Source organism: Variovorax beijingensis, from assembly GCF_003951285.1.
Taxonomy (GTDB): domain Bacteria; phylum Pseudomonadota; class Gammaproteobacteria; order Burkholderiales; family Burkholderiaceae_C; genus Variovorax; species Variovorax beijingensis.
This window is the reverse complement of record NZ_RXFQ01000029.1, coordinates 1-25884: the sequence shown is the minus strand read 5'-3', so window position 1 is coordinate 25884 and position 25884 is coordinate 1. Positions and strand designations below refer to the sequence as shown.

Below are 25884 nucleotides of genomic sequence, written 5' to 3'. Positions count from 1 at the left end.
GGGTGGAAGGCGACCGCGCAAGCCGGATGCCGCGCGGTCCCGGGGTGCTGCATTGCACGCGCCATGCCACCCCTTCTTGGGCGCGAATGCTCTGATCTGGCGCAAGAACCGGGTCAGTTTCCTGCGCCAGACTGCGCAGCAGAGCATGCCGCGCTGAGCACCTGTCACTAAACGGAACAGTGCACCGCCGCATTCATGCTCGAACCGTTCGATGCCGCGACACCAAGGCCCAGAGAGGCCCGACCGGAGACAACAGAGATGCAGACGAATTCCCACCACGTCGCCGCCCGCACGCCGGGCTCGCGCCTGCGCGAGGCGCGCCGCCAGTTGACGACCACCGGCGAAGTGGCCGACGGCCTCATCGATGCCGCGTTGCGCCGAAGCTGGGAGCGCAGCCGCGGCTTCGGCCTGGCACCGGCCGGCCGGGCGCCGGGCGCGCCCCACGCCTCCGCGGCGCAGCTGGCACGCGCACTCGAGCAGCAGCGCGAGCTGGCATCCAACGCGCGGCCGGTGATGGAGTTCCTGTTCGAGCAGATGCGCGACACCGACAGCCTGGTGATCCTCGCCGATGCGCAAGGCATGCTGCTGGAGGCCATGGGCGATGCGAATTTCGCGGACCGCGCGCAGCGCGTGGCGCTGCGTCCCGGCGCCAACTGGCACGAACGCTGGCGCGGCACCAATGCCATCGGCACCGCGCTGGCCGACGCGGCGCCGGTGGTGGTGCATGCCGGCGAGCACTACCTCGACCGCAACGGTTTTCTCACCTGCACGGCCGCGCCGATCACCGGCCCCGACGGCTGCATGCTGGGCGTGCTCGACATCTCGGGCGACCACCGCGGCCACCACCGCCATGCGCTGGCGCTGGTGCGGCTGGCGGTGCGCACGGTCGAGCAGAAGCTGTTCGACACGCGCCACGCCGCCGACCTGCGGCTGCGCCTGCATCTGCAGCCCGAGGGCATCGGCAGCGTGGCCGAGGGCCTGCTGGCGCTGTCGGACGACGGCCGGCTGATAGGCGCGAATGCGGCCGCGCTTGCCATGCTGGGCCTGTCCCGCGCCGATGTCGGCGCCGCATCCATCGGGCAGCTGCTGCAGCTGGATGTGACGACGCTGATGGCCTGGTGCCGCCAGCCGGCCGGCGCGCCGCGCACGGTGCGCCGGCACGACGGCAGCGCGCTCTGGCTGCGCGTGGAAGCCGGCCGCCATGTGCTGGCGGCTTCGCATGGCAGTGCTCCGGCGCCGCGTCCGGCGCAAGCACGCGCCGACGCGCTGGCCGAACTGGACACTGGCGACCCGGCCATGCATGCCGCCGTCGAGCGCGCCCGGCGCGTGCTGGACAAGCCGATCTCCTGGCTGCTGCTGGGCGCCTCCGGCGTCGGCAAGGAAGTGTTCGCGCGGGCGCTGCATGCAAGCGGAACGCGCCGGGACGGGCCCTTCGTTGCGGTCAACTGCGCCGCGCTGCCGGAGCAGTTGATCGAGGCCGAGCTCTTCGGCTACCGGCCCGGCGCCTTCACCGGCGCGAGCCGCGAAGGCGCGGCCGGCCGCATCCGCGAGGCGCACGGCGGCACGCTGCTGCTCGACGAGATCGGCGACATGCCGCTCGCGCTGCAGGCACGGCTGCTGCGCGTGCTGCAGGACCGGCAGGTGACGCCGCTGGGCGGCGGCAAGCCGGTGGCGGTGGACTTCCGCCTGGTGTGCGCGACGCACCGCAACCTGCGCCGCGAGATCGAGGCCGGGCGCTTCCGCGAAGACCTGTACTACCGGCTCAACGGACTGACGCTCCAGCTGCCGGCGCTGCACGAGCGGCAGGACATGCCGCACCTGGTCGCGCAGATGCTGCGCGGCATCGAGCCCGGCCGCGAGCTGCGGCTGGCGCCGGAGCTCGCGCTGGCCATGTCGCGCTACCGCTGGCCCGGCAATCTGCGCCAGCTGAACAGCGCGCTGCACACCGCCTGCGCGCTGCTGGGCGAGCACGAGGCGCAGATCGACTGGTGGCACCTGCCCGACGACCTGGCCGACGAACTGCGCGGCATTTCCGCGCCGGAGCCCACGGTCCCCACGGTTCCCGCAATGCCCGCCGGCGGCGCGGCGGACCTGAAGGCCGTCTCGGCACGCGCGGTGTCCCAGGCGATGCAGTCGTGCGCCGGGAATCTTTCCGAAGCCGCGCGCCGCCTGGGGATCAGCCGGAACACGCTCTACCGCAAGCTGCGCCAGCTGCCGACCGGCTGACGCGCAAGATCAAACGGCTGCCGGGTGCGCGCGGCGCGTCGCATTCGGATACATTGGGGCCGCGTTCGCCTCCGGAGAGGCACCCAACACTCCTTCCGCCGCCATGCTTCATTGCCCTGAAAGCGCGTAGTGCTTCGCGGACCGTCCATCACCGCCCGGACCATGGCTTTCGTGGCCATCGTCTGCCTCAGCCTGCTGGCGATCGACTTCTGGAACAGCTGGGAGTCGCGCGCCGACCAGCTCCAGCAGATGAACGTGGCCACGTCGAACCTCGCGCGCGCCATGGCGCAGCAGGCCGACGACGCCATCAAGAAGGCCGACACGGTGCTGGTCGGCATGGTCGAACGCGTCGAGCAGGACGGCACCGGTCCGGCCGAGGTGGCGCGGCTTCGCCGTGTGCTTTCCATGCGGGTCGCCGAACTGCCGCAGCTCGACGGCCTGCACATCTACGACAAGGACGGCAACTGGGTTGCGAACTCCCGTTCCACGCCGCCGGAAAACCTGAACAACGCGGGCCGCGAGTATTTCGTCTATCACCGCACGCACGCGGACCGCGGACCGCACATCGGCATTCCCGTGAAAAGCCGCACCAGCGGCAGGCTGTTGGTTCCGGTCTCGCGGCGCATCAATCATGCGGATGGCAGCTTTGCCGGCGTGGCGCTCGCGACGATCCACGTCGAGTTCTTCTCCAGGTTCTACGACAGCCTGGACATCGGCCAGGCCGGCGCCGTCGCGCTGGTGCTCGAAAACGGAACCATGATGACGCGCCGGCCCTACAGCCCCGAAATGGTGGGCCGGAACATGCTGGAATCCGAGCTCTTCCGCGCCTACACCGCGCAAGGGCCGGTCGGAATGGCCTTCATCAAGTCGGCGCAGGACGGCGTGACGCGGTTGAACAGCTTCCGGCGCCTGGCCGACTATCCGCTGTTCGTCTCCGCGGCCCTGTCCAAGGACGAGATCCTGGCCAACTGGTGGCGCGAGACACTCTGGCATTCGGGTGGCGTTCTTCTGCTGACCCTGATCGTCGGTTTCATCGGGTGGCGGCTGGTGCGGCAGTTCCAGCTCCAGACCCGCACCGAGGCCGAGCTGCGGCAGGCGCGCGATGCGCTGGAAACGCTCAACAAGACCCTCAACACCCTGGCCATGGAAGACGGCCTGACCGGGCTTGCAAACCGCAGGCAGTTCGACGTGGCGCTGGACAGCGAATACAGCCGCGCGGCGCGCACGGCGAGCACGCTGGCCCTGATCATGATGGATGTGGATTGCTTCAAGCAATACAACGACATCTACGGCCATGCCGCAGGCGACGAGTGCCTGCAGACCATCGGCCGCACCATCGCCCGCGTCGCGTCGCGGCGCCCGGGGGATCTTGCGGCCCGCTATGGCGGAGAGGAACTGGCGGTGCTGCTGCCGAACACCGACGTGGCGGGCGCCGTGATGCTGGCCGAACGCATCCGCAGCGCCGTGCGCGACCTGAAGATCGAGCACGCCGGCTCCGCCGACGGGTTCGTGACGCTGAGCGCGGGCGTGGACGCGCTCAGCCCCGCGGCCGGGAAGGCAGGCCAGCCCAAGGAGCTGGTCCGCGCCGCCGACAAGGCGCTGTACGCGGCCAAGACCGGCGGGCGCAACCGCGTGTGCGCACCGACGGTGCAGCCGGTACCTGCGTGACCCCGCTGGCGCACGGCTCCTGGCAAGGGTAAACCCCAGTCGATGAGGCCTTGATTCCACGCGGGTTGATTCAGTACACTGATTGTCATTCAGTGTACTGAATCAAGGAGCGCCAGCAATGTACTTGGCTGCCCTGCACAAGGAGACGAATTGACCCACGATCTACGCAAGACCTTCGATGAAGGCTGCTGCGCCAGATGAAGCGCCCGGAGCTGACCGAACTCCCGCCGCTGCCGCCGGCCGGCGAACGCTCCGCCTCCACGGTGGCGAGCCTGTTCAACGCGGGCCTGGCGCGCTCGACACTGCTGCTGTGGGCCGCGTTCTTTCTGCTGATGTTCGGCTTCTACTTCGCGCTCAGCTGGACGCCGAAGCTGCTGGTCTCGGCGGGGCTGTCTGCGCGCGAGGGCATCACCGGCGGCGTGCTGCTGAACATCGACGGCATCGTCGGCGGCAGCCTGTTCGGGCTGCTCGTCGCGCGGCTGGACCTCGGGCGCCTGACGGCCGCCAGCCTGGCCATCACGGCGCTGGCCATGGCCGCGTTCGGCGCGGCCACCGGCCACCTCGGCGCGTCGTTCGCGATCGCCTTCCTGATCGGCGGCTTCATCTTCGGCTCGATGGCCGGGCTCTATGCATTCGCACCGGTGATCTACCCGGCCGCCGTGCGCACGACCGGCATGGGATGGGCGATCGGCATCGGCCGCATCGGCGCCATCCTCGCGCCGCTCATCGCCGGGGTGCTGCTCGACCGCGGCTGGCAGCCGCCGCATCTCTACTACGCCTACGCGCTGCCGCTGGTCGCGGCGATGGCCGCCGTCCTCGCGCTGCGCCGCAGTGCCAGGGCACAGCCGGCCGGCCGCGTGACCGCCGCGCACTGAACGCCCCCTTCTCCCAACCCAGCCATCCAAAGGAAAGCCATATGTTCCCGAAAAACACCTGGTACGTGGCCTGCACAGGCAACGAGATCGACGACAAGCCCCTGGGCCGCAAGATCTGTGGCGAGAACTTGGTGCTCTACCGCGCCGCGGAAGGCAAGGCCACGGCGCTGGAAGACTTCTGCCCGCACCGCGGCGCGCCCCTGTCCCTGGGCCGGGTGGTCGAGGGCAAGCTGGTGTGCGGCTACCACGGGCTGGAGATGGGCTGCGACGGCAAGACGGTTGCCATGCCCGGACAGCGCGTGCGCGGCTTCCCGGCAATCCGCTCCTTCCCGGTGATCGAGCGCTACGGTTTCGTCTGGGTCTGGCCCGGCGACCCCGCCCTGGCCGACCCGGCCAAGCTGCATCACCTCGAATGGGCCGAAAGCCCCGACTGGGCCTACGGCGGCGGCCTGTTCCACATCCAGTGCGACTACCGCCTGATGATCGACAACCTGATGGACCTGACGCACGAGACCTACGTGCACTCGACCAGCATCGGCCAGAAGGAAATCGACGAGACGCCCACCACCACCAAGACCGAGGGCGACCAGGTCACCACCAGCCGCTTCATGGAGAACATCTCGGCGCCGCCCTTCTGGCGCATGGCGCTGCGGGGCAACCACCTGGCCGACGACGTGCCGGTCGACCGCTGGCAGATCTGCCGCTTCACGCCGCCGAGCCACGTGCTGATCGAGGTGGGCGTTGCCCACGCCGGCAAGGGCGGCTACCACGCCGATCCAGCGCACAAGGTGTCGAGCATCGTGGTGGACTTCATCACGCCCGAGACCGAGACCTCGCACTGGTACTTCTGGGGCATGGCGCGCAACTTCCAGCCGCACGACAAAGCGCTGACCGCATCGATCCGCGAAGGCCAGGGCAAGATCTTCAGCGAAGACCTCGAGATGCTCGAATCCCAGCAGCGCAACCTGCTCGCGCACCCCACCCGCTCGCTGCTGAAACTCAACATCGACTCGGGCGGCGTGCAATCGCGCCGCGTGCTGGAGCGCCTGATCGCGCAGGAAAACCAGGCCCCGGCGACTGCGGCAGGTGCGGCATGAACGCCTCCGAACTGAACGTGCGCGTCGCCCGCAAGCATGCGGAGGCGCTGGACATCTGCACCTTCGAGCTGGTGCACGCCGAGGGGCAGGCCCTGCCGGCGTTCTCGGCCGGCTCGCACATCGACGTGCATCTGCCGAACGGCCTCACGCGCCAGTACTCGCTGTGCAACGATCCGCAGGAGAGCCACCGCTACCTGATCGGCGTGCTGCGCGACCCCTCGTCGCGCGGCGGCTCGCAGGCGATGCATGAACTGGTGCAGGAGGGCAGTCTGCTGCGCATCAGCGCACCGAAGAACCACTTTCCGCTGGCCCACGCCGCCACGCGCAGCGTGCTGATCGCGGGCGGCATCGGCGTGACGCCGATCCTGTGCATGGCCGAGCGGCTGGCGCTGAGCGCAGCGCCGTTCGAGATGCACTACTGCACGCGCTCCCGCGATCGCACCGCGTTTGCCGGGCGCATCGCGCAGTCCGCGTTCGCATCGCAGGTGAAGTTCCACTTCGACGACGGGGACCCGGCACAGAAGCTGTCGCTGCCGGCGGCGATCGGCACGCCGCAGCCGGGCGTGCACCTGTATGTCTGCGGCCCCAAGGGCTTCATGGACTGGGTGCTGGAGGCCGCGCGCACCGCCGGCTGGCCGGCCGACCAGCTGCACTACGAGTTCTTCTCGGCCGAGATCGCCGCGTCGGACGCCGATGCGGAATTCCAGGTCAAGCTCGCGAGCTCGGGGCGCATCGTCACGGTGCCCAAGGATTGCACGGTGGTGCAGGCGCTTGCCGCGGCGGGCGTCGAGGTGGCGACCTCCTGCGAGCAGGGCGTGTGCGGCACCTGCCTCACGCGCGTGCTGGAAGGCGAGCCGGACCACAAGGACATGTACCTGTCGCCCGAAGAACAGGCGGCCAACGACCAGTTCACCCCCTGCTGTTCGCGCTCGCGTTCGCCGATGCTGGTGCTCGACCTGTAGGGGCCGGCGCGGCGCAGCGGCGCCATAGAATCGCAGGCTCCGTCCTAACCGCCGGGAGCCGATTCAGGTTTCGACATCCATGCCCAGCCCCACTTCCGACGCCGCCGAGATCGACATCAATGACCAGCCCGGGCACCTGATTCGCCGGGCCCATCAGATCGCGGTGTCGGTGTTCCACGAGAAGCTGGGGCGCGACATCACACCGGTTCAATACGCGATCCTGCGCACCCTGCAGAAGAAGCCGGGCATCGACCAGGTCACGCTGGCCCAGCAGGTGGCGCTCGACACCTCCACCGCCGCCGACATTGCCGCGCGGCTGGAGACCAAGGGATGGATCACGCGCCAGGTGCTGGCACGCGGCCAGCGCGAACTGCGCCTGACCGCCGAGGGCACCGAGCTGCTCGCGCAGACGGTGCCGGCGATGGCCCAGATGCAGGACGCGCTGTTCAGCACCATGAGCGAGCAGGAGCGCCGCGATTTCATGAAGCTGCTCGCCAAGTTCGTCACGGCCAACAACGACAGAAGCCGCGCGCCCATGCGCGCGTGAGGCAAGGACCGGCGCCCGCCGGATTCGTGACGCAGGCGCCTCAGTGCGCTTTCCGGCCCCCGGCCGGCCTGGGCCTCGATGTCGATTCGCGCACCACCAGCGACACATCGACTTCATGGTGCAGCGCGGCCGCCCGGCCCGACAGCGACTTGACCAGATACTCCCCCGCACGCGTCCAGACCTCGTCGGTGGGCACGTGCATGGTCGTGAGGCTCGGACGCAGATGCCGGCTCCACTCCAGATCGTCGAAGCCCATCACCGACAGGTCATTGGGCACGTCGAGCCCGTGGCGCTCGGCTTCCAGCAGCACGCCGTAGGCGATCACATCGTTGCCGCAGACCACCGCCGTGGGCCAGCCTTCGCGCGGTGACGACAGCAGCGATCGCGCGCCCTGCCGCGCATCGTCCAGGTGGTAGGGCACCTCGATGTACCACTCGGGCTTCAGCGAAAGGCCGTGCTCCGCCAGCGCGCGCCGCACGCCCGACACGCGTGCCGTGGCGCGGTCGTTGTTGGACGAGATCGCCGCCACCATGCCGATGCGCGTGTGGCCGAGTTCGATCAGGTAGCGGCAGGCGCGGTAGGCGGCCGCCTCGTTGTTGCCGCCGACCGAGGCGTACGGCTTGTCCGGGTGATACACGCCCACGTTCACGAAGGGAATGCGCTGCGACGCGAGCAGCCGGCGCAGCGCATCGGTGTGCATGTCACCGCGCAGGATGAGCCCGTCGATGCCGCGGCTCACCATGTTCTGCGCCTGCCGCGCCTCGGTTTCGGGGTCGTAGCCGCTGGTCGAGAGCAGCAGCAGGTAGCCCTGCAGCGACAGGTAGCTCTGCAGCGCCTCGATGCCGCGCGCGAACATCGCGTTGTCCACCGTTGGAATGATCGCGCCGATGGTGCGCGTGCGGCGCGACGACAGCGCGCGCGCCGCCGCATCGGGGATGTAGCCCAGCTCGGCGATGGCCGCATCGATGCGCATGCGCAGCTCGGGGCTCACCGACTCGGGGTTGTTGAGGGTGCGCGAAATCGAGGCCGTCGAGACGCCCACATGCTTCGCGACGTCGCGTATTCCCACTGATTTCGGCTTCATGATGAAACAGTTTACAGGAAACGATACGTAGCCGTTTACAGCCTACTTTCAGGGAAATCCCCTATCAAACTCGCTGGATGACCGCTCTTTATGCGTTGACATTGATGAAGTCGATTCCGATAATTTTGTAAACGGTTACATGACGAATTGCTCGCCTCGATGACCGCCTTCGACACGTCAAAGGAGACAAGGAAATGAGCCAGGCCTTCCGCCATCCGGGCACCCGCCCCAGCGCCCGCATCACCGTGCGTGCCGTCGCCCTCCTCGTTGCGGCTTCGTGCGCCAGTGCCGCCTTCGCGCAGGAATTCAACTGGAAGAAGCACCAGGGCAAGACCCTGACCTTCCTTGCCAACAACAACCCGGTGGCCAACGCGCTGCTCAAGCACAAGGCCGATTTCGAGCAGCAGACCGGCATGACGCTGAAGGTCGACTCCTACCAGGAGCAGCAGATGCGCCAGCGCCTGGTCACCGTGATGAACTCGCGCAGCGACGAAATCGACGTGTTCATGTCGCTGCCCTCGCGCGAGGGCATGCAGTTTGCCAAGGCCGGCTGGTATGCCGATCTCTCGGAGCTCGTGAAGACCGCGAGTGCCAAGGACTACGACTTTGCGGACCTGAGCGCCGGCATGCTCAAGGACGCCACCTACGACAAGCAGCTCACCGGCATACCGATGAACGTCGAGGGACCGGTGCTGTACTACCGCAAGGACCTGTTCCAGAAGTGCGGCGTGACACTGCCCAGGAGCCTGCCCGAGCTCGAAGCCGTGGCGGGCAAGCTCAAGAGCTGCGAGCCCGGCGTCACGCCCTTCGTGTCGCGCGGCCTCAAGCCCGCCCTGCCCTTCACCTACAGCGTGTTCCTGCACAACATGGGCGGCCAGTACATGAAGGACGGCAAGTCGCAGCTGTGCAGCAAGGAAGGCCAGGCCTCGCTGGCGCTGTATGCCAAGCTGCTGAAGGACTACGGCCCGCCGGGTGTCGTGAACTACAGCTTCTATCAAATCTCCTCGCTGTACCGCGAAGGCAGGGCGGCGATGGCCTTCGAGTCGTCGAACGAGCTGCGCAACGTGATGGACGGCGGCGCGCGCCTGAAAGACACCTCGGTCGCGGTGCTGCCTGCAGGCCCGGGCGGTTCGCACCCGACCGTCATCGGCTGGACCATGTCGGTCTCGGCGCACAGCAAGAACAAGGAAGCCGCCTGGTACTTCGTGCAGTGGGCCACCAGCCCCGCGGTCCAGGCCAAGCTCGCGCTCGACGGCGTGGCGCCGCCGCGCTCGGCCGTCGCCAGGTCGCCCGGCTACAAAGCCTGGACGGACGAGCAGCCGGTGCGCGCCGAATGGGTTGCGGCCGTCAACGAGCTGGCGCGCACCGGCACCTCCGAGGTGGGCTACCCGATCGTCGCCAATCCGGCCTCGCGCGACTTCATCGGCCAGGCCGCGACCGAACTCCTGCTGGGCCAGAAGACGCCCGCGCAGGCCTGCGCGGACGCCGACAAGCAGCTCGACGCGCTCATCGCCAAAGACTGACCGATGGCCGTGTTCGATTTCCCCGAAGGCCACCGCGTGCTGGTGGTCGGCGGCGCCGGCGACATCGGCGCCGCCATCTCGCGCGCCTTCCTCGAGATGGGCTGCAGCGTCGTCGCCACGGGCGTGGACGAGGCGGCGCTTGCGGCCAGTTCGCTGGCACCGCAGCCGCGCCTGGCGCTGCGCACGCTCGACGTGACCGACGACGCGCAGGTCGCGGCCTTCACGGGCGGCCTCGACGGCCTTGGCACCCTGGTCAACTGCGCGGGCATCCTTGCGCGCTTCAAGGAGTTCGAGACCGAGACCTTCCAGCGCGTGCTGGACGTCAACCTCACCGGCACCTTCCGCCTGTGCAATGCCTGCCTGCCGCTGCTCGCGAAAAGCAAGGGCAGCATCGTCAACGTGGCGTCGATGAATGCCTTCGTCGCGCTGCCCTTCATCCCGGCCTATTGCGCGAGCAAGGGCGGCGTTGTGATGCTGACCAAGTCGCTCGCGCTCGCCTGGGCCGAGAAGCGCGTGCGCGTGAACGCCATTGCACCGGGCTATGTCGAGACCGCCATCAACGCGGCCGGCCGCCAGGACAGCGCGCACTACGAGCGCATCCGCGCGCGCATTCCGCTGGGCCGGTGGGCGCAGCCGGACGACATCGCGGGCAGCGCCGTCTATCTGGCCTCACCCGCGGCGCACTACGTGACCGGGACCGTGCTCGCGGTCGACGGCGGCTTCCTCGCGGGGTAAATGCATGAGCCAGTCGATCGGCACACGCGGCCAGCTCGCGTTTCTCTCGCTGCCGGCCGTGATCTTCACGACCGCGATGATCGCCTTCCCCTTCGCCTACACCGTGTGGTTCAGCCTGCACGAGTTCAGCTTCGGCGGCAAGCCCAAGCTCAACTTCGGCATGAACTACGTCGAGATGGCGGGCGACGGCGAGTTCTGGAACGGGCTGAAGATCACGCTGGTGCTGTACCTGCTTTCGCTGGTGCTCCAGCTCGTGCTCGGCACCTGGATCGCGCTGCTGCTGCACGGTTCGAAGAAGCTCTCGGGCATCGTGCGTACGCTGATGATCTCGCCCTTCGTGCTGCCGCCGGTGGTGGTCGGCATGATGTGGCTGGTGGTGCTCGACCCTTCCATCGGCGCCGCCAACTATCTGCTGACGGCCGCGGGCCTGCCGCGCTCCGACTGGCTGGCTTCGCCCGTGTGGGTGATTCCCACCGTGGCAATGATCGACACCTGGCAGTGGACGCCGTATGTGGCACTGATCGTGCTGGGCGGCTTGCAGTCGCTGCCGCCGAACGTGTACGAGGCGGCGCAGATCGACGGCGCCTCGCGCTGGAAGACCTTCTGGCGCATCACGCTGCCGCTGCTCGCACCCACGCTGGTCACGGCCGCGATCCTGCGCAGCGTGGACCTGCTGCGCTTCTTCGACATCATCTATATCACCACGCAGGGCGGGCCGGGCAACGCCTCGAACACGCTCAACATCTACGGCTTTCGCAAGGGCTTCGAGCTGTTCGAGATCGGCTATTCCAGCGCATTGATGATCACCCTGTCGGCCATCGTGCTCGGCGCGGTGATGGTGCTGACGCAGGCGCGCAAGCGCGTGGCCTGGTGAAAGAGGCCACGCCATGAACGACAGGCTGGTGCAACGCCTCAACCTGCTGCAGATCGCCTTCGTGGCGCTCTTGATCCTGCTGCCCATCGCATGGATGGTGCTGTCGTCCTTCAAGCCCTCGGCCGAAGTGACGGCCTATCCGCCCAAGCTGCTGTTCTCGCCCACGCTGGAGAACTACCGCACGCTCTTCGGCACCACGCCGTTCCTGCACTACACCTGGAACAGCACGGTGATCACCGTGGGCTCTACCGCCATCGGGCTGCTGCTGGGCATTCCGGCCGCCTTCGCGGTCTCGTGGACGCGCATCACCTGGCCCGCCACGGTCACGCTGCTGGCGCGCATGGCGCCCGGCACGCTGTTCCTGCTGCCCTGGTACGTGATGTTCCGCGAGGCCGGAATGATCGGCAGCTACTGGGCGCTGATCCTCACCCATGCGGCCATCACGATGCCGATCGTGATCTGGGTGCTGCTGCCCTTCTTCGACAACATTCCGCGCAGCGTGCTTGAAAGCGCGCAGGTCGATGGATGCAGCGTGCCGCGCATCCTGTGGCGCATCGCGCTGCCGCTGGTGATGCCCGGCGTGGTGGTGGCGTCGATCCTGTCCTTCGTGTTCTCGTGGAACTACTTCCTGTTCGCGCTCGTGCTGTCGAACGGCGACACCAAGACGCTGATCGCGGCGTCGTTCAACTTCATCGGCGAGGGCGCGTCCAACTGGGGCGCGCTGATGGCGGCAGCCTCCCTGATCGCGCTGCCGCCGCTCGTCCTCGCATTCATCGTCCAGCGCAGGCTCGTTTCGGGCCTTGCGATGGGCGCCGTCAAAGGTTAGGAGACTCCCCATGCAAGCTGCGATTTTTCATGGCGACAGGCGCATCACCATCGGCGAGGCGCCCATGCCCGTGCCGGCGGCGGGCGAAGTGCTTCTGCGCGTTCGGCGCACCGCGCTGTGCGGCTCGGACACCAAGCTGTGGTTCAGCGGCGCCGGCTTCACGCCGGGCCACGAGATCTTCGGCGTGGTGCAGCAGCCGGGCCACGCGCTCGACGGCAGGCGCTGCCTGGTCTACATCCCCGTGCACTGCGGCCATTGCGAGTCGTGCCTGGCCGGCGACACGCAAATGTGCCTCAACGAATCGGTGCTGGTCGGCTGGAACCGGCCGGGCGGCTATGCCGAGTACCTCACGGTGCCCGAGCAGTGCCTGCTGCCCGTGCCCGACGACATCGAGGACGCGCTCGCGCCGCTGCTGCTGGACACCATCGGCACCGCCGCGCACGGCATCCGCTTCGTGAAGCCGCTGGTGCCGCCCGAGACCACCGGCGCGGTGCTGGTGACCGGTGCGGGGCCGGTGGGCATCGGCGCGCTGATCGCGCTGCAGAACATGGGCTACACCGAGGTGTACGTGTCCGACCTGAAGGAAGAGCGGCTGCAGCTGGCCGAATCCTTCGGCGCCAGGCGGCATCCGGTGGGCGACGCGAGCAAGCGCTTCAAGCTCATCGTGGAGTGCAGCGGAGCCCATGCTGCGCGCAGCTTGGGAATGGAGATCGTGCTGCCGCGCGGCGTGCTCATCCTCATCGGCGAGAGCGACAAGCCCTGGCCGGTGCAGGAGAACAAGGCCATCCGCCGCAAGGATTTCTACATGGTGCGCACCTTCTACTTTCCGAAGAGCGACTTCGCGCTCAACGTCGAACTGCTGCGCGGCGAGAAGGCGCGCTACCGCAAGCTGGTGGATGCGCAGTTCGGCCTCGACCAGCTGCCCGAGATGTTCGGCCGCTTCGTGGCGGGCGAGCTCGTCAAGCCGCTGCTGGCGTTCGCCTGAGGACGCAGCAGCATGGCAGCCATCCGCATGAACGGCCTGGTCAAGCGCTTCGGCGACGTGGCCGTGATTCCCTCGCTCGACCTGGAGATCCGCGACGAAGAGTTCGTGGTCTTCGTCGGTCCCTCGGGCTGCGGCAAGTCGACCTTGCTGCGCATCATTGCCGGGCTCGAGCCGATCGACAGCGGCGACCTCTACATCGGCGACAGGCGCGTGAACGACGTGGCGCCGGCCCAGCGCGACATCGCCATGGTCTTTCAGGACTACGCGCTCTACCCGCACATGACGGTGCGCGGCAACATGGGCTTCGGCCTGGAGATGCGCAACACGCCCAGGGACGAGATCGCGCGCCGCGTCGACCGCGCGGCCGGCATGCTGCGCATCGAACCTTACCTCGACCGCAAGCCCAAGGCGCTGTCGGGCGGCCAGCGCCAGCGCGTGGCCATGGGGCGCGCGATGGTGCGCAACCCGAAGGTGTTCCTGTTCGACGAGCCGCTGTCGAACCTCGACGCCAAGCTGCGCGGCGAGGTGCGCACCGAGATCAAGGCGCTCTCGCAGCAGCTCAAGACCACCATGATCTTCGTGACCCACGACCAGGTCGAGGCCATGACCATGGCCGACCGCATCGTGGTGCTGAAGGCCGGCGTGGTGCAGCAGTTCGGCACGCCCGAGGAAGTCTACAAGTCGCCCGCGAACCAGTTCGTGGCCGGCTTCATCGGCTCGCCGACGATGAACTTCTTCGACGTGAACGCCGAAGGCGCGAACGTGCGCATGGACGAGGGCGTGCTGTTCCCGATGCCGCCGCGCTGCGGCGGCGTGACCGGCCCGGCCGTGCTGGGCGTGCGGCCCGAGCACATGCGCGTGCTGCCGGCCGATGCGCCGGGGCTGCGCGTGCAGGTCAGCGTGGTCGAGCCGCTGGGCTCCGACACGCTGGTGTACTTCGACCGCGCCGGCAAGCGCCACGTGGCGCGCGTGGCGCCAGAGCTCCAGGTCGGCCCGCGCGACACCATCACGCTGGACTTCGACATGGACAAGTGCCACGTGTTCGACAAGAACGACGGTGCGGTGCTGAGGTGCTGAGGTGAGCCCCGTGCAACGCCCCGCCCCGCGCTTGATCTGCCTGGGCCTGTCCGCGCTCGACATCACCTGGCAGGTCGACACCCTGCCGCAGGGCAGCGGCAAGACGCGCGCGAACGATGTGCGTGAAGGCGGCGGCGGCATGGCGGCCAATGCCGCCGTGGCGGCCGCGAAGCTCGGCGCATCGGTTCGGTTCTGGGGCCGCGCCGGCGAGGACAGTGCGGGCCACGAGATGAAGGCGCAGCTCGCCGCGCTGGGCGTTGACGTGTCGCACTTCAGGCTGTTCGAGGGCGCGCGCTCCTCGCTCTCCGGCATCGTCGTCGACGCGCGCGGCGAACGCATGATCGTCAACTTCCGCGGTGCCGAGCTGCCGGCCGATCCGGCCTGGCTGCCGCTCGACGCACTGGCCGGGACCGACGCCGTGCTGGCCGATCCACGCTGGCCCGAAGGCGCGCTCGCGCTCTTCGGCGCGGCGCGCGAACGCGGCCTGCCCACTGTGCTCGACGGTGACGTGGCCGATGCCGCCATCTTCGACATGCTGCTGCCGCACACCGACCACGCCGTGTTCTCCGAGCCCGGCCTCGCGGGCTATGCCACCGGCGCGCGCACGGTCGACGAGCAGTTGGGTTTCGCGCTCTCGCGCGGCTGCCGGCTCGCCGCCGTCACGCTCGGCGAGCACGGCCTGCGCTGGGCCGACGCCCAGGGGCTGCACGCCCTGCCCGCCTTCGCGATCGAGGCCGTCGACACCACCGGGGCCGGTGACGTGTTCCATGGCGCATTCGCCTTTGCGCTCGGCGCGGGCTGGCCCGTGCGCCGCGCCTTCCAGTTTTCCGCCGCGGTGGCGGCCCTCAAGTGCACGCGAGCCGGCGGACGCGCCGGAGTGCCCGACTTCGCCACCGCGATGTCCCTCGTCGATTCCATCAAGGAGTGATCCCCCTCATGACAACGCCCCCCCTCCACCTCGGCAAGAAATGGGGCATGCGCCGCATGGCCACGCCCCAAGGCCACTTCACCATGGTCGCGCTCGACCAGCGCCCGCCGATCGCGCAGCTGATCGGCGCCAGGCGCGGCATCGCGCCCGCCGACGTGAGCTTTGCCGACATGGTGGCCGTCAAGCGCACGCTGGTCGACACGCTCGGTGCGCACGCCAGCGCCATGCTGTTCGACCCGAACTATGCCTTTCCCGCAGCACTGCAGAAGCTGCCTGCGCACACCGGACTCGTGGTCACGCTCGAGGACCACCGCTTCCGTGACACCCCGGGCGGCCGCCTCTCGCACTCGATCGACGACTGGAGCGTGGAGAAGATCAAGCGCGCCGGCGGCGACGGCGTGAAGGTGCTGGCCTGGTACCGCCCCGATGCCGAACCCGACGTGCTTGCGCACCAGCGAGACTATGTGCAGAAGATCGGCGAGGAATGCCGCCAGTGGGACATCCCGCTGGTGCTCGAACTGCTGGTCTATCCCTTCCCCAGGAGCGAACGCCACACGGTCGACTACATCGAGTCACCCGAGAAGATGCCCGAGCTGGTGATCGAGAGCGTGCGCGAGTTCGCCAAGCCGAAGTACGGCGTCGATCTCTTCAAGCTCGAGAGCCCGCTGCCTGGCGCCACGTTGCCCGCGCGCGACGGCAGTGCCGCGCAACAGGCCGCGCAGGGCTGGTTCGACCGGATGGGCGCGATCTGCAAGAGTGCGGGCATTCCCTGGGTGATGCTGTCGGCCGGCGTGACGCCGCCGCAGTTCCTGCGCGTGATGGAGTACGCCTACGCGGCCGGTGCACACGGTTTCCTGGCTGGCCGCGCCGTGTGGTGGCAGGCGCTGCAGCACTTTCCCGATCTCGAGCGTTGCGCCGAGCAGCTGCGCCGCGAAGGCAGTGCCACGCTCGCGGAGCTCGAAGCGCTCACGCTGCGCGCGGGCAGCGCCTGGCACGCCGACTACAGCGCCTTCGATGCCATGAAGGCCGAAGGCGAGCTCTGCGCGGCCTATGCCTGAGCGCAGGCGTCAGCCCTGCGCGATCGCCAGCCACGCGCTCGCGACCAGCGTCGAACCCGCCGCGGCCAGCAGCCCGCCCACCAGCCATTTGAGGGTGCGCGGCTGCAGCTTGTTCGGCAGCCGGTGGTGCAGCCGCGTCACGCCGTAGACCACCGGCATCGCGCAGGCGGCCAGCAGCGCCGCGCGCCACGAGAAGTGGCCCGTGGGCAGCACGATCACGAGCCGCACCAGCGAATTGAACGCGAACATCAGCAGCAGCGCGCGCCGCACCAGTTCGCGCTCCAGCGGCTGGCGGTACATGTGGAAGACGATGGGCGGCCCCGAGCTCGAGAACAACCCGCCCAGCACGCCCGAGAGCCCGCCGATGACGGCAAAGCTCGCGCGGCCCGACACCGCGGGCTGCGGCCTGCCCTGCAGCACCAGCAGCAGCGCGCAGCCCAGGATCGATACGCCCAGCAGGCCCCGCAGCCAGTTCACCGCGCCGCCGCTGAGCCAGGTGAGCAACATGAGCCCCACGATCACGCCCACGGTGCTGCCGTTGAGTGCCGGCTTCATCAGCCGCCACGGCACCACGCCGGGCCGCGCGCGGAAATAGGTCCATGCATTGATCAGGCTCAGCACCGTGGCGGCGTTGGCGGTGTCGCCCACGCTGGCGACGTGGAACACCGACACCAGGCCGAGCAGGATGAGGCTGAATGCGAACCCCGTGAGGTTCTGCGCGTAAGTGGCCAGCGCCACGCAGGCCATGAAGACCAGCACGGGGCCGGCTTCGGAAAGAATCGCTTGCACCGGAAATGAAAAACGTCGAGGGGCCGCGTCGGGCCCGAATGTCGCGGGCCGTATTGTCCCCGAACGGCCGGTGTGCCGATTCCGGTGCGCCGCGCGCAAGGCGCGGGGGGCTTTTTTCAGTAGATCGGCGGCTCGGGCGTGGGCGCGTTGCCGGCCAGGCTTGCGAAAGCGAGGGCCCCCCGCGGCTGGCCGGGCCAGACAACCGATTGCGACCCTCAATCGCTCGAGCCTGGCTGACAATGACGCATGACCGACGAACGAGAGAACTCAGCAGCCTGGCCCGAATTCATGAGTGCCTTGGAGCCGGAGGCATCGGAGAGCACAGTCGCTGCTGCCGCGCCGATGGACCGGGCTGTTCTGACACCATCGAACGGTCTTCCGGCTTCGGTCTCTGCTTGGTCCGGGGAATGGTCAGGATGGGCTGGCCAAGGGCGCAGCCACGACATCAAGCTCATCGTCGAGCGCCTCTCATTGCACACGGCCACGATCGTGTGCGCGCGAGCGTCCGATGCCCAGGGTGCTTTTAGCGAACGCGTGCTTGCTCGAATACGCGGGAACGAAGTTCTAGGCCGCCTGACGAATGGTGCAGACGTCCGATTTCGAATGAGAAATCCAGATGTCGTCGAGCTTCTGTGGCGCGAGCCGGACGGCCGCTGGATTGCCGGGGTCTTGTCTCGGCAGAGTGCCGACCGGCAACAGCGCATCAGCGAGCGCGTACCCATCGCATTGCTCGAGCGTGGCGAGCAAGTCACGCTCGAGATGGTGACGTTCAAACCGGCCGGACCAGGTCCTTTTCCGACGCTCGTGTTCAATCACGGTTCGACCGGTAGTGGAAACGATCCGTCGCTGTTTGCCAGCACGGTGACCAGCCCGGCACTGGCGAAGTATTTCAACGATCGGGGCTGGATGGTCGTTTTTCCACAGCGACGCGGGCGCGGGAAGTCCAGTGGCCTTTACGACGAGGGCTTCGAACCAGATCGGTCACGGTACTCCGATGCCCCTCGATATGCTCTTGCGGGTTTCGAGCACGCGCTGGCAGACGTGGCGTGCATCGTCGAGCACTTGCTTTCGAGGGCTGACGTGGACAGTGACCGCCTGCTCATCGGTGGCCATTCCCGAGGAGCTTTTCTTGCCTTGGCATGTGCTGGCGCACGGCCGGCGCTTTTTGGCGGGGTCATCAATTTTGTGGGCGGATGGGTCGATGAGCACGGGCCCGAATCCGAGATGATCAATCACGCAATCGCCAGGAGGGGAGCAACATTTCCCGGACCGACCGCATGGATGTATGCGGAAAACGACCCCTTCTACCGCATTGCCCACAGCCGCGAAAATTTTCAGGCATTCGAAGCTGCCGGTGGTCAGGGTCTGTTCCATGTGCTCGAAACGTTGCCCGGGCAGGACGGCCACCACGTCCTTTCCCTGACAGGCCTTTGGGGACCCGTCGTAGATGCCTTTCTTCAACGGCTCCATCCGGCGAATGCCGTTCCAGGAAGTCCACTCAGATGAGCGAAACCGTTGTCCTTTATCGACCGACCGGACCAGAAGAGATCGCACTCGTGAAGAAGAGTGGATTCGCGAAGTGGCCGCCGCGCCTGCCGGAGCAACCTATCTTCTATCCCGTTACCAATGAGCAGTACGCGGTGGACATCGCCAGCGATTGGAACGTCAGTGCAAGTGGATACGGGTGCGTGACACGTTTCCACGTTCGGAAGGCTTTCATGGATCGCTACGAGATCCAGAAGGTAGGCGGCGATCACCACACGGAATGGTGGATCCCGGCGGAGAATCTCGATGAGCTCAACGAGAACATCGTTGGCACGATTGAAGTGATTCGGGAGTTCAGGGCCTAGTTGGCGGGCAACTCTCGGCGGCGGATTCAACCGGGCATCTGCCCGACAGTCCTCGCGCAGGTCTGACGCTCGGCACTTGCCACAAGCCGAAACCGTTTGTATCCTCCTTGCCGAGGGAACCAAGGTCTGGATGGAGTGTTGAGGGCGCAGCGCGTTCGACACGCGCTTGCGCGGCCGCTGGCCGGGCGGGATGCGCTCTTCGTCCGCAACGCTCCGATGATGCAATCCACGCACCAGAAAATCGTCGTGGCCGAACGCTACTTCCGAACCGGAAAGCTCCAGGCTTGCGAGGCGCTGCTGCGCCAACTCATCCGGCGCGACGAGGCGCTTCCCAAGGCCTACGAACTGCTTGCCTACATCTGCGGCAACCGCGATCAGTTCGAGGAGTGCGAAGAACTCCTGCTCAGGGCGTCGAGCCTGCGCGGATGCTCGGCAGAGGCACTCTTCTATCTCGGAAGGGTCCAGTTGCAGCGCGGGCAGGCGCGTGCCGCCCTGAGGTCGTTCCAGCGCGCGCTCGCCTGCGGCGGCGATTTCTTCGAGGCGTGGCACGAAACGGGCGTTGCCCACAGCGCGCTCGGCGAACAGGAACGGGCGCTGGCAGCCTTCCGGCGCGCACTGGCCATCGATGCCGACTCTTCCGAGCTTCATGCCAACCTCGCAAGGACCCTGGTCGAATTGCACCGCTTCGACGAGGCGCTTCGGCACTGCGACCGGGCGCTCGCGTCGACCCCGGAATTGGTGCGCGCGTGGGCGGATCGCGGGTTCGCGCTGGCCGAACTCGGACGTGGACCGCAGGCGCTGCAAAGCTGCGAGCAGGCCTTGGCTCTGGCGCCGCAGGACAGCGCCGCGCGCATGACCCACGCCATGGTCCTCGCGCGACTCGGCCGGCATGCCGAGGCCCGGGCCGTACATGCGCAGATCGCGAAGCTTCCGCCCGATAGCACCTACGAGCGAGGCCACTGGCTCTACAACACGATGCTCATGTGCCGCTGGTCGGGATGGGTGCCGATGGTGGCCGACACGCTGGCGCGCGTCGGCGCCGGCGAGAAGGCGGCCGTCCCGTTCTCGCTGCTCGCGACACCCGCGTGTCCGGCCACGCTGCTGGCATGCGCGCGCACCTACGCACAAGACCAGTATCCGCAGCGCGGGGGCACGGCGGTCTTCACATCGTGTCCGTCGAAGCAGAAGCTGCGCGTCGGCTATTTCTCGTCCGACTTCCGCAACCATGCCACGTCGCAGCTGATGGTGCGATTGTTCGAATGCCACGACCGCCAGCGCTTCGAGTGGCTCGGCTTTGCCTTCGGGCCGATGACCGCCGACCCGATGGCCGCGCGGGTCGCGGCAGCGTTCGATCGCTTCATCGATGTCGCCGATCGAAGCGATGCAGAAGTCGCGTTGCTGGCACGGGCCGAGGGGATCGACATCGCGATCGATCTCAACGGCTTCACCGAAGGCGCACGGCCGAGCATCTTTGCGCGCCGCGCGGCGCCGGTGCAGGTCAACTACCTCGGCTTTCCGGCCTCGATGGGCTGTGACTTCATCGACTACATCGTTGCCGACGCGACGCTGATCCGCCCGGGCGAATACGGCCACTACGCGGAGAAGGTGGTGGTCCTTCCCGGGTCGTACCAGGCCAACGACGACACCAAGGCAATCGGCGATGCGCGGTCGACCCGCGAGAGCCTGGGCCTGCCGCCACAGGGCGTGGTCTTTGCATGCTTCAACAACAGCTACAAGATCACCCCCGATGTCTTCGAAGTCTGGATGCGGCTGCTTCACCGCGTGCCCGGCAGCGTGCTGTGGCTATTGAGAGGCGGCAATGCGGCGGTGGCCGGTATCGAGGCCGAGGCCATCGCGCATGGCGTTGAATCCGGGCGCATCATCTGGGCCGAACGCCTGCCGCTCGCCGATCACCTCGCGCGCCATGCGCACGCCGACCTGTTCCTGGACACCTTCCACTACAACGCGCACACCACCTGCAGCGATGCATTGTGGGCCGGCCTTCCGGTGTTGACGCTTGCCGGCCGCACCTTCGCATCCCGCGTTGCTGCGAGCCTCTTGAACACGATCGGCCTGCCCGAGCTCGTGACCCGCAGCGTCGACAGCTACGAAGCGCTGGCGCTGTCGCTGGCGACCTCGCCCACGAAGCTGGCCGCCCTGCGCCGCCGCCTTCACTGCAACCGCACCGAGACCCCGCTGTTCAACACGCCGCTGTTCGCGAAGCGGATCGAAGCCGCCTTCGAGGCCATGTGGGAGCGCCATCGGCTCGGCCTGCCGCCGGACCACATCCACGTTGCCGGCTCATGACGCGGTCTTTGCCGCACTGAGGTCGCGGTTCGAATTACCCGTGCATTACTGCTGCCGAAAAGAACTACGCGGAGCGCCGATGGCAACTTAACTCTACGTTGACAACTTCATCGACCCCGACATCATGTCCTGCGGATCGAGGGGCGCACTCTGATGCCAACTGGGGAAAGAAGGAATCCATGCCTCATACCTTGCTGCGACGACTTTTGATGTCATTGGGCTGCCTGTCGGGACTTGTCGCTGCTCCTCAGGGGCAGGCCGCGCCGCTCGGCGATCCCGTCATGGTGAATACCGCCACGGCCGGCAATCAGCGTCCGATCTACTTCTCCGCAGGCTCAAATGGAGAAAGACTTCTGATCTGGTTCGACGCCGCAGCAAATGCCACATACGCTCAAAGAATAAGGTCCTCAGGAACACCTTTTCTGACAAGACACCAGATCCAGGCGCCTCCCACGTATGCGAACTTTTCAGTTGATCGCGCCGGTAATTTCGTCTTTGGAAGCCACCCTGGGAGAGTCATGGCTTATGACAGAAACGGAAATCTGCTCTCCAGCTTTCAAACAACCCCGGATTCATCGAGCACAGTCGCCAGCATGGATACGGATGGCAATATCACTGCAGCCTACTCGCGCTCGGCCTCGGAAGGGGCGCCTCGGACGATTGCAATCAGGCGATTCAATACCAGCGGGATGCCCATCGGTCCTGAAGTCATCGTTGCATCAGATGCCCCGGACAAACTCTCCGGCCCCAGTTCGATTGCCACCGACGATGCAGGAAACATCGCATTGTCATTTGCGACCAGGCCCGGTCCGACGGCAAACCAATCCAACATCATGTTGCAGCGCTTCAGCCGCGCAGGTGTTGCGCTGACTCCGGCACTTGTCATCAGCGCCATCCGATCGATATACAGTTCAGGCGGCCGTATTGCCATGGAACCCGGGGGCAAATCCGTCATCACGTGGAGCGCTTCCCAGGATGACAACTACACCTGGAACATATACGCCCGGCCCTATGACGCGAATGGCAACCCCGGCGGATTGGTGCGAGTCAACCAACGCATCCACGAAGGCGAACCCGGGCCAAATCCGGGGATTGCAGAGAATGGAGATTTTGTCGTTTCATGGATTGCATCAAGTGGCGTGGTCGGTGGCCCCCAAAGCTCTACATTGGCAGCAAGACAATTTCGCAGCGATGCAACTCCGATTGCCGATGAATTTCGAGTCGACCCGCCGCAACCCCAATTTGGAGCCACCCCGCTCCTGGCAATGGATCCGGTGGGAAATTTTGCAGTGACGTGGGTCAGCACCTCTGTTGGGACCGGATGGGACGTCATGGTGCGCTCCTTCAAGATGGACACCCGGCCGCCCCTTGTGCAACTCCTGAACAACCAGGCTGCCCAAGGCCTGGCTGGCGGCACTGACAGCTGGAGCTATTACAGGATCACAGTCCCGCCCGGCATCGCGCAGCTGAACATCAACATGGCCGGCCCCGTCGGCGGTGGTGATGGCGACATGTACATCCGCCTCGGCGCACTCCCGTCGTTGACGGCCTGGGACTATCGCCCCTACGTCAACGGCAGCAACGAAGCCATTGCGATCAGCAATCCCCTGCCCGGTGACTTCTACATCGCGATCCACGGGCGCAGCGCGTACTCGTCGGTCGGCCTGACCGCCAGCTACGACTGAGGCTCGCCATCAGCGTGCCTTCTGAATATCCGGTGTGGCCGAGGCCGTGTGGAAACGGCTTTGACCGGCTTCAGCATGTCAGTTACGCCACCAGCTGAAGCTCGAAACTGGTGGTTTCGCCTTGCACGCTCTCTGACCCTGCCGTTGATGCACAACAAAGCCAGTGCCAGCACACCCGTTACCACGAGGCTGAGCCCAAAGGGCTCGCATGCTCTGCGCACGCACGTTCTCGCCATGCAAACACGGGATGGCGAACAACATTCAACCCCTCTTCACAGCAGGTCTGTCAGTTCGCCTGGCCACAACTGCGCGCTGTGAAGAATTCGCAGGACGCGCGAACGTAATCCTTTCCAGCCCGGTAGGCCGCGATGTACGGCGTGCGGCGAACGACCAGTTCGCGCGTCCCTTCGACGCGCCCGGGACGCCCGCCTGCTGGAAACTGCAGCAGCACCAGCACTTGCGTGGCGATGCGCTCGTCCACGGCAATCGCCGCGCGCGGATCGTCTTGTTCGATGAAGTCGAAAATCCGATCCCGGTCATCCATCGCCAACGGCGACCACTCCAGCCTCACGCCTTGCCTTGACCCGCTTTGAGCAGCGCAGCTGCCCGGCGCTTGGCGAAATGCGCTTCAACTTTCTCGTGCGGAACGGCGGGGCTCGGATCATCCAAGGCCTCCTGCACCTTGGCTCGAAACCAGGCGTCGTGCGCCGCAGCATCGACGGTAAAACCCGCCGGCAATGCACCCTCCTTGGCCACGCGTGTCAGAACGATCCTCATCACGTCCGAGGCAGTAAGGCCGATGTTGTCGAGCACTGCGGTGGCGCGCTCCTTCACGTCAGCGTCGATGCGGGTCTGTACCAATGCGTTTGCGACCATGGCGGGCCTCCAAATCAGAGAACAAGGAGCGTATTGCAATTCAAGTGAATGACATCGCAACGTGCAGCGGCGCAGCGCCCAGTTGGACGCAGCAGCAGGCGGGCTCAGCTTGCTGCTTGATCGACCCACAGGCCCGGACGCGGCCGCGCAGTGCAAGGGGCACTCGCGCCCCGAACGGGGGTTTCACAGCGAAAGCAAATGACAGATAGAAAAACGATGGTGTAGGTTTCCGCGTTGGCCGTGCGCCTGGGCGGGCAGATCTGCTTCCGCCGGCCCGCAACGGCGTGTGCGTGCAAAGTGACTCGGCTCGCACGGCATCCTATCGATCGGATCCGATGTCAATCGACTCACTGTCGGGTTGCCGACGCGCGTTCGCTTGGCGTGGCCGCGGACGTTGAGCGAGGTAAGTCCGCAAGCCACTATGTCGGCGGGAGCCCATGTTGCCGAAGCAAGACATGCCCAACTCTGACGATGCCTGGCCTTTCGAGGACGCGCCGAACCTCGCATGCTTCACTGTGCGGTCCATCGTGATTGGGACCGTGCCAATCCCCCACGCCTCCCACGATGAAGACGGTGTCGCTTGGCAGATGCTCACGAGTGACGCCGCCGATATGTCGCAAGCGATGCTTGTGGCGATCGCGCAGTTGATAGAGCGTGACCGGACTCTGCTTGAACTGGCTGACATGCCGCTCGAGTGGTCTGCCTCACGCGAGAACGCGAAGGTGCAGAGCCGCGAGGCTCGCGGGGCACTCTAAGGGTTTGCGTTGACAAGATGAGGGTGAAACCCAGTTCCGGAACACGGTAAGAATTACGTAAGATTCGCGCCCACGCCATAACTAAAGTACTCATGCTCGACGTCGACTTGCCAGCGCCCGCTGCGGCCGTTCGCAGCCTTCTTGCCAGCCGCGGGATCGTTCCGGCGCTGGCCTTGCTCAACGATAGGACGTCCTATCGGTTCACGGCGATCTACAAATTGAACGGCGACGTGATGCGCGCGGCGCATGCCTTCGACCGCGACTCTGAATACCGCACCTGGCTGAAGGTGGTGCCTCTGGGCAGGAGCTTCTGCCAGTACGCGCTCGAGCACGGCGAGTTCGTCACCAGCCATGCCTCCGAGGATCAGCGCCTGACGAACCGACCGTATGCCGGCATGGTCGAGTCGTACTACGGCCGGCTGCTGACGCGAGGGTGCGGCACGCCCTATGGCACCTTCATCCATTTCGACTTGGAGTCGCGCAGCATTCCCACAGAGGAAATCCGCTTCCTGCGCGAGGTGATCCCGCAGTTCATTGACTACCTGGAATGAGCAGGTGGCAACAGGGTCCCACCAAACGAAGGTCTGGTGTCGGAGCCGGATCCGGCTGTCGTCGTGCGATCAGGGCAACTCAGCAATACGGCCAAGCCGGCCAGAAGCCAGCTTCAGTCGAACTTGACCAAGTCCTTGAAGATCAGTTGACCCCAGCTATCTCCGCGCGCCTGCACAAGCAGTCCACCTTCCGAAAGCCCGCCAGGCTTGATCGGCGAGAAACCGAGGCTTTCCGCAAGCGCACCGATCTCCGCTGCGGTGCCGTCATCGTCGCTCGCCAGGAACACAACGCTCCTGCCACCATGAACGGCCGGGTCCTGGGCAAGGACCGCGCCGGCCAAATGGTTGAAGCCCTTGGCCAGTCGAGGGCGTCAGCGACAAGGTGCTGACCCCGCTCGGCCGCAGCCTGGCCGACGCGATCGTTCCGCTGTGCACCTGGGAAACCGAGCACATGGCGGATGTGGCAAGCATCTTCGCCAGGCGCGGCACTTTGCCCTAGGGATGCCGAAGAACCGCGGAGTCGAGCCTCTCGCTCAGCCTTCGTGCGCGCCGAACATGGTCTTGGCGTAGGTCACGCCCAGGCCGTAGGCGCCGCCCACCTTCTTG

At 66.7% G+C, this 25884-nt stretch carries 24 protein-coding genes and 2 pseudogenes; 21 read left to right on the top strand and 5 right to left on the bottom strand.

What is annotated here, in order from left to right:
* The first annotated feature begins 258 nt into the window (after positions 1-258).
* From EJO66_RS30555 to EJO66_RS30530, 6 genes are all read left to right on the top strand, one after another.
* Positions 259-2226 carry a sigma-54-dependent Fis family transcriptional regulator gene (locus EJO66_RS30555; RefSeq protein WP_125967022.1) on the top strand — a complete coding sequence of 656 codons (1968 nt, stop codon included), beginning with the start codon at positions 259-261 and terminating at the stop codon, positions 2224-2226.
* Positions 2227-2388: 162 nt separating this feature from the next.
* Entirely contained in the window at positions 2389-3894 is a 1506-nt protein-coding gene (locus tag EJO66_RS30550; protein ID WP_240648910.1) for a sensor domain-containing diguanylate cyclase, read from the top strand.
* A 197-nt stretch (positions 3895-4091) separates the two neighbouring features.
* The gene (locus EJO66_RS30545) at positions 4092-4769 is read left to right on the top strand and encodes an MFS transporter (RefSeq protein WP_240648909.1); all 678 of its coding nucleotides are present in this window, start codon (positions 4092-4094) and stop codon (positions 4767-4769) included.
* 41 nt (positions 4770-4810) lie between these two features.
* On the top strand, positions 4811-5866 hold the full coding sequence (locus tag EJO66_RS30540) for an aromatic ring-hydroxylating dioxygenase subunit alpha (protein WP_125967020.1): 1056 nt from the start codon (positions 4811-4813) through the stop codon (positions 5864-5866).
* A complete protein-coding gene (locus tag EJO66_RS30535; protein ID WP_125967019.1) occupies positions 5863-6828 on the top strand; it encodes a PDR/VanB family oxidoreductase in 966 nt (321 codons plus the stop codon). Before EJO66_RS30540 ends, EJO66_RS30535 begins: the two co-directional genes overlap by 4 nt.
* Positions 6829-6907: 79 nt before the next feature.
* A complete protein-coding gene (locus EJO66_RS30530) occupies positions 6908-7375 on the top strand; it encodes a MarR family winged helix-turn-helix transcriptional regulator (RefSeq protein ID WP_124961971.1) in 468 nt (155 codons plus the stop codon).
* Positions 7376-7415: 40 nt separating this feature from the next.
* On the opposite strand, the gene EJO66_RS30525 is transcribed toward EJO66_RS30530, so the two are convergent.
* The gene (locus EJO66_RS30525) at positions 7416-8459 is read right to left on the bottom strand and encodes a LacI family DNA-binding transcriptional regulator (protein ID WP_125967018.1); all 1044 of its coding nucleotides are present in this window, start codon (positions 8457-8459) and stop codon (positions 7416-7418) included.
* A 194-nt stretch (positions 8460-8653) separates the two neighbouring features.
* On the opposite strand from EJO66_RS30525, the gene EJO66_RS30520 reads away from it, so the two are divergent.
* Genes EJO66_RS30520 through EJO66_RS30485 form a run of 8 tightly spaced genes read left to right on the top strand, consistent with a single transcriptional unit; the run spans position 8654 to position 16465 of the window.
* Entirely contained in the window at positions 8654-9982 is a 1329-nt protein-coding gene (locus EJO66_RS30520; protein ID WP_125967017.1) for an ABC transporter substrate-binding protein, read from the top strand.
* Between the two features lie 3 nt (positions 9983-9985).
* Positions 9986-10717 carry an SDR family NAD(P)-dependent oxidoreductase gene (locus EJO66_RS30515; RefSeq protein ID WP_125967016.1) on the top strand — a complete coding sequence of 244 codons (732 nt, stop codon included), beginning with the start codon at positions 9986-9988 and terminating at the stop codon, positions 10715-10717.
* A gap of 4 nt (positions 10718-10721) precedes the next feature.
* Positions 10722-11591, top strand: coding sequence for a carbohydrate ABC transporter permease (locus EJO66_RS30510; RefSeq protein WP_125967015.1), 870 nt, complete (start codon positions 10722-10724; stop codon positions 11589-11591).
* Between the two features lie 13 nt (positions 11592-11604).
* Positions 11605-12417 (top strand): carbohydrate ABC transporter permease, encoded by an 813-nt coding sequence (locus tag EJO66_RS30505; protein ID WP_124961966.1) that lies wholly within the window; start codon positions 11605-11607, stop codon positions 12415-12417.
* A gap of 10 nt (positions 12418-12427) precedes the next feature.
* Positions 12428-13402, top strand: coding sequence for an alcohol dehydrogenase catalytic domain-containing protein (locus EJO66_RS30500; RefSeq protein ID WP_125967014.1), 975 nt, complete (start codon positions 12428-12430; stop codon positions 13400-13402).
* A 12-nt stretch (positions 13403-13414) separates the two neighbouring features.
* Positions 13415-14479 (top strand): ABC transporter ATP-binding protein, encoded by a 1065-nt coding sequence (locus EJO66_RS30495; RefSeq protein ID WP_125967013.1) that lies wholly within the window; start codon positions 13415-13417, stop codon positions 14477-14479.
* Between the two features lie 10 nt (positions 14480-14489).
* Complete coding sequence (locus EJO66_RS30490; protein ID WP_125967012.1) at positions 14490-15407, top strand: sugar kinase; 918 nt, start codon at positions 14490-14492, stop codon at positions 15405-15407.
* Between the two features lie 8 nt (positions 15408-15415).
* Entirely contained in the window at positions 15416-16465 is a 1050-nt protein-coding gene (locus EJO66_RS30485) for a tagatose 1,6-diphosphate aldolase (protein WP_125967011.1), read from the top strand.
* Between the two features lie 9 nt (positions 16466-16474).
* On the opposite strand, the gene EJO66_RS30480 is transcribed toward EJO66_RS30485, so the two are convergent.
* Positions 16475-17254 (bottom strand): sulfite exporter TauE/SafE family protein, encoded by a 780-nt coding sequence (locus EJO66_RS30480; protein ID WP_125967010.1) that lies wholly within the window; start codon positions 17252-17254, stop codon positions 16475-16477.
* A 246-nt stretch (positions 17255-17500) separates the two neighbouring features.
* On the opposite strand from EJO66_RS30480, the gene EJO66_RS30475 reads away from it, so the two are divergent.
* From EJO66_RS30475 to EJO66_RS30460, 4 genes are all read left to right on the top strand, one after another.
* Complete coding sequence (locus tag EJO66_RS30475) at positions 17501-18760, top strand: alpha/beta hydrolase family protein (RefSeq protein ID WP_240648907.1); 1260 nt, start codon at positions 17501-17503, stop codon at positions 18758-18760.
* Complete coding sequence (locus EJO66_RS30470) at positions 18757-19104, top strand: hypothetical protein (RefSeq protein WP_125967009.1); 348 nt, start codon at positions 18757-18759, stop codon at positions 19102-19104. Before EJO66_RS30475 ends, EJO66_RS30470 begins: the two co-directional genes overlap by 4 nt.
* A 216-nt stretch (positions 19105-19320) precedes the next feature.
* On the top strand, positions 19321-21411 hold the full coding sequence (locus tag EJO66_RS30465) for an O-linked N-acetylglucosamine transferase, SPINDLY family protein (RefSeq protein ID WP_125967008.1): 2091 nt from the start codon (positions 19321-19323) through the stop codon (positions 21409-21411).
* Between the two features lie 179 nt (positions 21412-21590).
* On the top strand, positions 21591-23096 hold the full coding sequence (locus tag EJO66_RS30460; RefSeq protein WP_125967007.1) for a PPC domain-containing protein: 1506 nt from the start codon (positions 21591-21593) through the stop codon (positions 23094-23096).
* A gap of 286 nt (positions 23097-23382) precedes the next feature.
* On the opposite strand, the gene EJO66_RS30455 is transcribed toward EJO66_RS30460, so the two are convergent.
* Both EJO66_RS30455 and relB read right to left on the bottom strand, forming a co-directional pair.
* Positions 23383-23640 (bottom strand): type II toxin-antitoxin system RelE/ParE family toxin, encoded by a 258-nt coding sequence (locus EJO66_RS30455; protein WP_240648917.1) that lies wholly within the window; start codon positions 23638-23640, stop codon positions 23383-23385.
* 23 nt (positions 23641-23663) lie between these two features.
* Positions 23664-23972 carry a type II toxin-antitoxin system RelB family antitoxin gene (gene relB, locus EJO66_RS30450; RefSeq protein WP_125967006.1) on the bottom strand — a complete coding sequence of 103 codons (309 nt, stop codon included), beginning with the start codon at positions 23970-23972 and terminating at the stop codon, positions 23664-23666.
* Between the two features lie 455 nt (positions 23973-24427).
* Between relB and EJO66_RS30445 the strand changes: the two genes are divergently transcribed.
* Both EJO66_RS30445 and EJO66_RS30440 read left to right on the top strand, forming a co-directional pair.
* A complete protein-coding gene (locus tag EJO66_RS30445; protein ID WP_125967005.1) occupies positions 24428-24727 on the top strand; it encodes a hypothetical protein in 300 nt (99 codons plus the stop codon).
* 92 nt (positions 24728-24819) lie between these two features.
* On the top strand, positions 24820-25278 hold the full coding sequence (locus EJO66_RS30440) for a hypothetical protein (protein WP_124961958.1): 459 nt from the start codon (positions 24820-24822) through the stop codon (positions 25276-25278).
* A 113-nt stretch (positions 25279-25391) separates the two neighbouring features.
* Here EJO66_RS30440 and EJO66_RS30435 read toward each other — a convergent pair.
* Positions 25392-25643: pseudogene (locus EJO66_RS30435) on the bottom strand (NADP oxidoreductase coenzyme); the annotation flags it as partial.
* 11 nt (positions 25644-25654) lie between these two features.
* Between EJO66_RS30435 and EJO66_RS33325 the strand changes: the two are divergent.
* A pseudogene (locus EJO66_RS33325) lies at positions 25655-25777 on the top strand (winged helix-turn-helix transcriptional regulator); the annotation flags it as partial.
* Between the last annotated feature and the right edge of the window lie 107 nt (positions 25778-25884).